Annotated in this window: 6 protein-coding genes and 1 pseudogene; 3 read left to right on the forward strand and 4 right to left on the reverse strand. The window is 68.8% G+C overall.

Features of this window, described 5'->3' with window-relative positions:
• Positions 1 to 31 precede the first annotated feature (31 nt).
• Positions 32 to 1,402, forward strand: a complete 1,371-nt coding sequence (tssK, locus tag KBW98_RS19405; protein ID WP_373888970.1) for a type VI secretion system baseplate subunit TssK — start codon at positions 32 to 34, stop codon at positions 1,400 to 1,402.
• Positions 1,399 to 2,151 (forward strand): type IVB secretion system protein IcmH/DotU, encoded by a 753-nt coding sequence (icmH, locus tag KBW98_RS19410; protein ID WP_211521809.1) that lies wholly within the window; start codon positions 1,399 to 1,401, stop codon positions 2,149 to 2,151. The genes tssK and icmH overlap by 4 nt, the downstream gene beginning before the upstream one ends.
• 73 nt (positions 2,152 to 2,224) lie before the next feature.
• Here icmH and KBW98_RS19415 read toward each other — a convergent pair whose 3' ends face one another.
• The 4 genes from KBW98_RS19415 to KBW98_RS19430 form a co-directional block, all read right to left on the reverse strand.
• Entirely contained in the window at positions 2,225 to 2,971 is a 747-nt protein-coding gene (locus tag KBW98_RS19415) for an OmpA family protein (protein WP_211521815.1), read from the reverse strand.
• 11 nt (positions 2,972 to 2,982) lie between these two features.
• Positions 2,983 to 3,936 (reverse strand): type VI secretion system-associated protein TagF, encoded by a 954-nt coding sequence (tagF, locus tag KBW98_RS19420; protein ID WP_211521810.1) that lies wholly within the window; start codon positions 3,934 to 3,936, stop codon positions 2,983 to 2,985.
• Entirely contained in the window at positions 3,936 to 7,709 is a 3,774-nt protein-coding gene (tssM, locus tag KBW98_RS19425) for a type VI secretion system membrane subunit TssM (RefSeq protein WP_211521811.1), read from the reverse strand. The genes tagF and tssM overlap by 1 nt, the downstream gene beginning before the upstream one ends.
• Before the next feature lie 123 nt (positions 7,710 to 7,832).
• The gene (locus tag KBW98_RS19430) at positions 7,833 to 8,675 is read right to left on the reverse strand and encodes a M15 family metallopeptidase (RefSeq protein ID WP_211521812.1); all 843 of its coding nucleotides are present in this window, start codon (positions 8,673 to 8,675) and stop codon (positions 7,833 to 7,835) included.
• 59 nt (positions 8,676 to 8,734) lie between these two features.
• Between KBW98_RS19430 and KBW98_RS19435 the strand changes: the two are divergent.
• Positions 8,735 to 9,112: pseudogene (locus KBW98_RS19435) on the forward strand (hypothetical protein); the annotation flags it as partial.

Raw genomic sequence — 9,112 nt, forward strand, 5'->3', positions numbered from 1 at the left:
AACTTTTTAAGTCAACCATCGCGAGGACCACGTGAGCATGCCATCGAAGGTGCTGTGGGGCGAGGGCCTGTTCCTCCGCCCCCAGCATTTCCAGCAGCAGGACCGCTACCATGAAGCCCGCCTGAACCAGACCGCGAGCGCCTTGCATCCCTACGCCTGGGGCGTGCGCAAGCTGGTGATCGACCAGGACGCCCTGCGCAACGACCTGCTGCGCGTCGAGGAAATATCGCTGCTCTTCCCGGACGGCGAAGTGGTGCGCGCCCCCGGCGGCGACGTGCTGCCGCTGCAGGTGCGCCTGGGCGAACTGCCGGCCTCGGCCCAGTCGCTGACCTTCCACGCCGCCCTGCCTGCGCTCAAGGCCCATGGCGACAATTGCGCCGTCGGTGACGAGAGCGGCGACCCGCGTGAACCGCAAGACATCCACGATGTCCGGTATGCGCGCCACGACCGCGAGACCCAGGACCTGTACACCCAGGCCGCGGAGGCGCCGGTGAGCTACCTGCGCAAGACGCTGCGCCTGGTGCCCGATACCGAGGCGCTCGAAGCCTTTGAGAGCTTCCCGCTGGTGCGCCTGCGCCGGGTGGCCACCGGCGGCTTCGAGATCGACCCGTCGTTCCTGCCGCCCTGCCTGGCGATCGACGCCGTCTCAGGGCTGCATGCGAGCCTGGCGCGCCTGATGGAAAAGACGCTGGCCAAGGTGAACGCCCTCTACGGCCACCTGCGCGAGCCGAGCCGCAACGTGGTCGAGATCCGCGGCGGAGACATGTCTTCGTTCTGGCTGCTGCACACGGCCAGCACCGGCTACGCCCAGCTGTCGCATTTCCTGCAGCACCGCGAGCTGCATCCGGAGCGCCTGTTCGAGGCCATGCTGGCGCTGGCCGGCGGCCTGATGACCTATTCGCGTTCGGTCAAGCTCGAGGACCTGCCCTCCTACGTCCACGCCGACCCCGGGCCGCAGTTTGCGCGGCTGGACGGCATCATCCGCGAACTGCTCGACACCGTGATCTCCTCGCGCTACTTCACGATCCCACTGCGTCACGAGCGCAGCTCGTATTACCAGGGCCGGCTCGACTCGGGCAAGATCGACGCCCAGGCCACGCTCTACCTGGCGGTATCCGCCGACCTGCCGGCGCTGCAACTGGTCGAGGTGGTGCCGCTCCAGTTCAAGCTGGGCGCGCCCCAGGACGTCGACAAGTTCGTGCTCTCGGCGCTGCCGGGCGTGAAGCTGGTGCACGCACCCCAGGTGCCGCCGGCGCTGCCGGTGCGGCCCGATACCTACTACTTCGTGCTGGAAAACCGTGGCGCGCTGTACGACGCCATGCTCAAGTCGCAGGCGATCTCGATCTATGTCCCGACCGGACTGCGCGACCTGCGTCTCGAACTGATCGCGGTGGCGGCATGAGCGCCTTCGTCGAGCGCCGCGCGGCGCCACAGCGCGCAGCCGCCCGGGTCCCGCGCCTGGTCGACATCATGGTCGAGGGTTTCTACGCCCTGTTCCTCTTGAAGAACGGCTGCGGCCCGCAGGACAAGGGCGCCTTCGCGGACAACATGACCCAGTTCCTGGGCGACGTCGACCGCAACGCCAAGGCCCACGGCATCGCGGCCGAGGATGTGACGGCCGCCAAGTACGCCTATTGCTCGGCGGTGGACGAGATCATCCTGGGCTCGAGCTACGAAGTGCGCGAAGCCTGGGAGACACGGCCGCTGCAGCTGCGGGTGTTCGGCGACCAGCTGGCGGGCGAGCACTTCTTCCACCGGCTGGAAGACCTGCGCGCCAAGGGCGCGGTGCACGTGGAGGCGCTCGAGGTCTTCCATATGTGCCTGCTGCTCGGCTTCCAGGGCCGCTACGCGCTCGACGGGCGCGACAAGCTGGATTACCTGATCGCCCGGCTGGGCGACGAGATCGCCCGCATCCGTGGCCGCACGCGCGGCTTCGCGCCGCATGCCGAGCGGCCGGACCAGATCGTCAACCGGCTGCGCAGCGATCTATCCCTGTGGGTCTTGACGGCGGTGTTCACCGTGGCGGCGCTGGGGGGCTACCTGGGCTTTCGCACGGTGCTGGCCAGGGATACCGAAATGGCCATGGCACAGTACAACGACCTGGTGAAGCTGCCGCCGAAGGCGGCGAATGTGACGATTACCTTGCCGTGATCCCTGCTACGCGCCTGTCAACGTCGTCCCGGCGAAGGCCGGGACGACGGTGTTGAAGCTATCGGCCCATTGCTTACTGCACCACCTTGAACTCGATCCTCCGATTCCTGGCCTTCCCTTCCGCCGTCCGGTTATCCGCCACCGGCCTGTCCGGCCCCTCCCCCGACACCGCGACCGACTCCTCGGGAATACCCTTCGCCACCACATACGCCTTCACCGCCTCCGCCCGCGCCTGGCTCAGCGACAAATTGCTGGCCCGCGAGCCGGCGTTGTCGGTATGTCCGATGACCTGGACCTTCACGCCCTTCAGCTTGAGCATCGCCGCCGCCATCTGGTCCAGCACTTCCATGCCCGCCGGCGTCAGGGCGGCCTTGCCCGACTCGAACTCGATGATGCGGTTGGCCAGGGCCGCGTCCAGTACGCTCTGCTGCGATACGGCCACCCGCAGGCCGTTGTTGACGGTGTAGGTCGGATTCAGGCTGGCCGCGATGTCGCCGGCGATCTTCTGGCGCTGCTCCTCGCTCTCGACGTCGCCGCGCAGGCTGACGTTGTTGCCGTCCACCTTGAGCTGGCCGCCCTTGACCAGCTTCAGGTTCGGCCCCACCAGACGCTGCACGTACTCGTTCCAGTTGGCCGGCGTCGACACGGTGCCGATCGCCAGCTGGTCGACCACGCGCGAGGCGCCGTACAGGCTGCGCAGACGCTCCAGCAGGGCCGCCTTGCTGGCCTCGTCGGCCACCGTCCCGCTCACCACCACCGGCGCCTCGCTCTGGACCTGGGCCTGGACCACGCTGGCGGCCAGGGACAACAGCAGCAACATGCGATGCAGTTTCACGCCGCGCCTCCAATGAACGTCTTCATGAACAGTTCGCGCGCCAGGGACAGCGGCAGGTCGGGCTGGGCCAGGTGGCTGGCCAGCATCCGCACGTCGCTGTCGAACTGGAGCTGCTCGTCGATCCACCCGGTGTCCTCCAGCCTCACCTGCAGCTCCAGGGCGACCAGCGGGTCGATCAACGCGTGCAGGGTCTGGGCCAGCGCCCCGCAAAAGCCCACCACCAGCACCGGGGATTCGTTCTGCCGGGTCAGGAACAGGGCCAGGTCGAAGCCCGAGCGCCGCAGGAAAGGCGCGATCAGTTCCAGCCACAGGGCCGCCACCGCATGGCGCGCCGGCACGCCCGCCGGCAGCGGCAGCACCAGGCTCTTGTGCAGCTCGGCCGGCTGGCTGTGCATCACCGGCTGCAGCAGCAATCCCAGGGCTACCACCAGCCGCGCTGCGCCGCTGCGTCCGAGCATGGCGTCGAGCGAGCCGACCGTGCCCTCGCGCAGCAGTTGTCCCAGCGCGTCTTCGTCGCCCATCGCGACGGCGCTGTCGGCAATGGCCTGCAGCCAAGGCGCCGGATCGTCCGCGCCCAGGACCTTGGGACAGGTCTGCTCCAGGAACATCCACAGCGGACCGAAGGCCAGCGGACAGCGCGCCACGAAGGCCGCGGGGTCGGCCACCTCGAGGGTACGGCTAGCGAGAAAAGGAAAGCGCCGGCCCGACTGGTCATGACTCGGCACCAGGTGCCCGGCCACCGCATGGCGGCGTGCCGGCCCCACCAGGGCGAAGCTGACCGGGGCCATGGCGTCGTAGTTGATGCGCCAGCGCGCGTCCGAAGGGAGCAAGGTCATCACCTGCGCCAGCCACTGGTCCAGCATGCCGATCGCCGCCGGGTCGTGCGCCAGCTTGACGAAATCGGCGCGCGCCGGGATCTTGCCGAAATAGCCGATGCGGTCGGTCCGCATCACTGCGCTCCGTTCAGGCTGGCCACCGCCGGCGGCTGCGACTGGATCTCGCGCCCCACGATGGTGGGCGGCAGGCGGAGGCCGTGGAAGCCCTTACTGGAGGCCTGCGTCGCGCCGCCAGCGTCGGGACTGCTGACGATCCTGAGGTCGACCGCCACGGCCGTATTCCCCACCGTCCAGCGCAGCTCGAAGGAACCGTCATCTTTGCGCTTGCGCTGGGCCGCGCCCACCATGCGCTTCAGCCCGAACTGCCCGGGCTCGTTGAACAGCTCCACCGTGCGGCCGTCGAAGGTCACCGCCGTGATACGCGCGCCGGCCGCGCCCTGCGGTCCCGGATGGACCATGTTGGTCCATGCCGGCGGAGTGTTCTTGTAGCGCAGCTGCTGGCCGTCGACCTCGATCGTATATTCCAGCAGCCCCGGGCCGGGACGGGGCAGCAGCTGGAACACGGTCTGGTCGGCGGCCGCCGTCGCCACGCCGTTGCTCGACAAGGGCGCCACCCAGCCTGGGAAGGCGGCCACCGCCTGCGGCTCGAGCTTGATCCCGATGTCGGCCCAGGTGCGGGCCGCGAGTGCGTCACCGCGCCGCACCACCAGCGGCCCCATGGCGGTGGTCACGAACTTGGCCACCGCGCCTTCCGGGCCGAAGACCTGGCCGATCTCGCTCGCGCTGGCCTCCACCTTCGACGCCGCGTCGAAGGGATACTTGTTGGCCAGGGTGCGCTGGAAGGGTTCCACCACCTGCGCCTGCCAAGTCTTGTTGATCTCGGCCTCGGACGGCAGCACGATCATCGCGAAGGTCTGGACCAGGGGCCGCACCAGCAGCGGGCGCAGCGCGGCCTTCTGGCTGTCGCTCATCCCGGTCAGCATCTGCTCGTCGACATAGCGCAGCGCGTCGGCAAGTTCGGAACCATTTCCTTCCAGGGTCTGCTGCATGAACTGCTTGGCGCCGGGGCCGGGGTCGCCCTGGTTCTTGAGCCCGTTCAGGCGGGTGCGCAGGCGCGACAGCGCGTCCAGGTAGCCCGTCATCAGGGACGCTTCCTTCTCCCTTGCGCCGACCAGGCGGGCGACGGCCGCGAATTCGCGCCCGATCGGCCCCGCGCCCTGCTGTTGCGCTGCAATGAGCTGGGCCGGATCGACCGCGTCGGCCAGGGTGCGCGCGTCCGAAGGCGCGCGGCGCAGCACCACTTCCTTGAACCACTGCGCCAGCCCGCGCTCGGTCTTGCCCAGCTTGACCTGCGCCCCGCCCGGGTTGTCCCAGGCGGTCTCCTGGTAGATCGTCTGCAGCAGCTTGGCGATGGGCGAGGTTTGCGGGTCGCCCAGGCGGTTCATGGCCTGCACGCTGCCCTCAAAACCCTTCAGGTCGGCGATCGCCACGCCCTGCACGAACTTCATCCACTCCTTCGCATAGTCGGCCTTGTACATGTCGATCAGGGCCTTCTGGATCTGCTCGGGGCTGCCCTCCAGGGTCAAGTCGTCCTTGGCGGCGGTCTTGAGCACCCAGTCGACCGTGTTCAGCTCGCGGTTCGAGGCGTCGCGGATCGCACCCAGCACGAACTTGTCCCAGGCCGCAAGGGTGAAGGCGCCGCTCACCGCGTGGCTGCCGGCCACAAGGCCCTGGTCCTGCTCGCCCACGATGCGCGCCACGGTCACCGCCGGGAAGCGGGTCGCGGCGCGGGTCTTGATGTCGGCATACACCCGCTCGCGCGCCGGCGTGCCGCGCACCACGCGGCGCAGGTGTTCGCGGGTGCTGTCCAGGAGGCTCAGCTTGAGCGCCATCTGGGGCCAGGCCGGATCCTGGATCTGCGCCAGGTGGAAGGTCAGCAGCCGCTCGGCGCTGCGGATCATCTGCTCGCGCGGCATGGCGCCGCGGTTCGCCTCTAGCCAGTTGCGCCAGTAGCGCGTCAGCTGGTCGTTCAGGTGGCCCGGCTCGGCGTGGCGCTTGTCGCCCAACATCAGGTAGGTCTTGAGGGCGTTGTAGGCGTCGCCGACATTGGTGGGCGAAACGTCCTGGTAGGGCTGGCCCGGCTTCGCGGCCGGCGCCGAGGCCAGGTCCGTTCCCTGGCTTCCCGGCTCGAGCCGGACGGCGTTGCTGTTGACCTCCTGGAGCATGGCTTCCAGGGCCGCCGTCACCGGCTCGACCATCACCGCGCGCACCCCCGCGAAGTATTCGTCGCGCAGCTTTCGCTCCAGGGCCGTGCCCTGGTACAGGCCGAAGGCCAGCGCCCAGGGCTGGTCCTGGCCATAACGGTCCAGCTGCTCGATGCGGTCCTGCAGGATGTCGAGCGCTTCCAGGCGCGCCTGCAGGTCGATCCGCCCGGCCTGCAGCTTCTTCACCTTGTCGAGGTCGGACTGCACATTGGCCACCAGCTGCCGGTTGCCCATGGTGGACCAGGACCAGCCGCCCATCGCCGCGCCCAGAAGCACGGTGGCGCCGAAGAAGGCGGCGATCTTCCAGCGGTTGGCCGCCGGGTTGGTGTAGCGCTTGACCAGGTCCTTGTCGGCGAAGATCACCTTGCGGAACAGCTCGAACAGGAAGTAGCCGGATTGCTCCTCGGGGCGCTGCGCGCCGGACTGCTGCTCGCGCAGGGCCAGGTCGAAGCGGCTGGCCACGCGCCGGCTGGACAGGTCCTGCACGCTGCCTTCCTGCAGCGCGCTGGTGAAGTAGAAGCCGCGGAACACCGGCTTGAACTGGTAGGTGTTTTCCTCGAACAGGGTGGCCAGGAAGGCGCGCAGCGGCGTCTTGATGGCGGCGAATTCCAGCGGGAAGGTGAACACGCCCGGACGCATCCCGGATCCGCGGACGGCGCCGGCGCCGCTACCCATGCTGGCCAGGCTCATTTCCTTGAGACCGTCGTGGAGCTCGTCGAAATGCTCGTCGAAGAAACCCAGCACGTCCTGCGGCGCGCTGCGCCGGTTGTAGCGCAGGGTCGCGCCCCAGATGCGGTCGCGCTCCGCCGATTCCAGGCCATGAAAGAAATCAAGGAAGCCGGCAACCAGGTCGGCCTTGGTGAAGACCACGTAGACCGGCGCATGCACGCCCAGGCGCTCGGTCAGCTCCTGCACCCGGGTGCGCAGGTTCTTGGCCAGTTCGTGGGAGGCCTGGGCCGGCCCGGCCACCAGCTCGGCCACGCTCACGGCGATCAGGATGCCGTTGATCGGCGCCCGGCTGCGGTGTTTTTTCAACAGGTCGAGGAAGCTGAACCACTCGGCGCGATCGTCTTCCTGCACCGAATAGCGGCCCGCCGTGTCGAGCAGGATGCCGTCGGTGGTGAAGAACCAGTCGCAGTTGCGGGTGCCGCCCACGCCCTGCAGGGCCTTGTTGCCGGGGATCGGGAAAGTCAGGCCGGAATGGACGATGGCGCTGCTCTTGCCGGCCGCCGGGTTCCCGATGATCATGTACCAGGGCAGCTCGTAGAGCGCCGCGGCGCCGCGGTTCAGGCCCAGCTTCGAGGTCTTGATGGTGGCGATGGCCTCGGCGAGGTTCTTGCGCAGCACCGCGACCTCGTCCTTGCCGGCGTCGCCGGTGCTGCCGGGGCCGCCCTCGCCGCTGGCGATGGCTTCGCCGAGCCGGCGCGCTTCGCGTCCGCGCAGGTAGCGCCGCACGCCCCACCAGCTGCCCCAGCAGGCCAGCAGGACCAGGCCGGCGATCGCGGCCCAGATCATCCCGGCGCCGATCGCTTCGGCGCCGGCCACGAGGATTGCCGCAAGCGCGGCCACACCGGTCGCGACAAGCACACGCCTGTCGGTCAGGAACTGCCAGAGTCGTGCCATGACGGGATAGGGTTGAGGGTTGCGGAATAAATCCTACAGGAAATGCTCGCACGCTTGCGCTGGCGCCTGCTTGAGACTGCGCAACAGACGCAAAAGACCATGCCGGATGGCTGGGAAGCCCCTTCAGCGCCGCATCACGCCGCGCATGCGCAATTCGATATGGCCGAAGTCCATCATGGTCCAGCGTCCGCCCCAGGTCAGGCCGAGCGACTCGGCTACTTGGCCGTACAGCTGGTAGCCGCGCATCGCCCACGGGTCCTTTTCGGAGATCACCAGCTTGCCTTCGCGCAGGAAGGCGCAGTCGGCGGCCAGGCCGTACTGGTGCCAGCTCTGGAAGGCGCGTGCATTGGTCACGTGGCCGCCAGCTGCGGCCAGCTGGTCCTGGCGCGCCGGGCTGCGGTAGCCTTCCAGCAGCGCCATCTCGTAGCCATGCTGTTCGCGCATGATCTTGAAGGCCAGCAGCAGGCGCTGGCTGAAGTCGGGATGCAGCAGGCCCCAGTTGCGGCTGGCGTCGGCCAGCATCGGCCGCACCAGTTCCACTTCGCGCGTGGCGAACACCATCGGCGGCAGCGCCACCGGCGGCACCAGGTGCTCGCCCTTGAGCAGGGCCGCAACCTGAGCGTCAGGCAAGGCCTCGGCGCTCTCGTAGACGGGCAGCATGCTCGGGCCGCTCAGGGCCAGCGCCAGCAGCGGCGGAATCAGGACCAGGGGCGTGCCGATCGCGAAGGCCACCTTGTGCCGCCGGACCAGGCCCAGGAGCCGCTCGCGCAGCTCCGGCCCCGTGCTAGCGTGCAGTGTCACGGCATAGCGTTCGCCCGCATAGCGCCAGGCATGGGTGCGCTGCTCGAGGCGCTGGCGCAAGCCTTGCACGCTGCGCGCCAGCATCGTGCGCCCGGTTGGAAAAAGCACAAGCCAGATCAGGACCGAAGCGAGGCAAACGTACAGAAGGGCGACAAAAATCAGCATCGGGACTCCCTAAATTGTTTCTAATCAGAACCAGGAAAGCCCATCTTAGGAGTCCTGCCGTGCGTCCTTCAGACGAACATCAAGCCACCTCCACGCGCCCCAACCTGATGTCGGCGTCCCGCCCCAGCCTTGGGCGTCCGGGCGAGGACAGCATCCTCGCCAAGCTCGAGCGCGACCCCGCGCGCCGCCAGGGCGCACGCGCGCCGCTGCGGCTGTTCGGCTACGGCGCGGGCGCCGCGCTCGCGATTGCGCTGACGGCGACCCTGGCCTGGCTGGCTGCCGACAACGGGCCGGCGCCGGCCATGCTGGCCCAGGCGGCGGAACCCGCCGAGTCTGCGCTTTCCTCCCCGGCGCCGGCCTTGGTCATGGTGGCCGACAGCGCTCCCCGGAGCGCCGGCGCGGCGCTGATCGACGCACCGCCTCCGCCGCCACCGCCG

It is taken from the genome of Massilia sp. ST3, assembly GCF_018119405.1.
Taxonomy (GTDB): Bacteria; Pseudomonadota; Gammaproteobacteria; order Burkholderiales; family Burkholderiaceae_D; genus Telluria.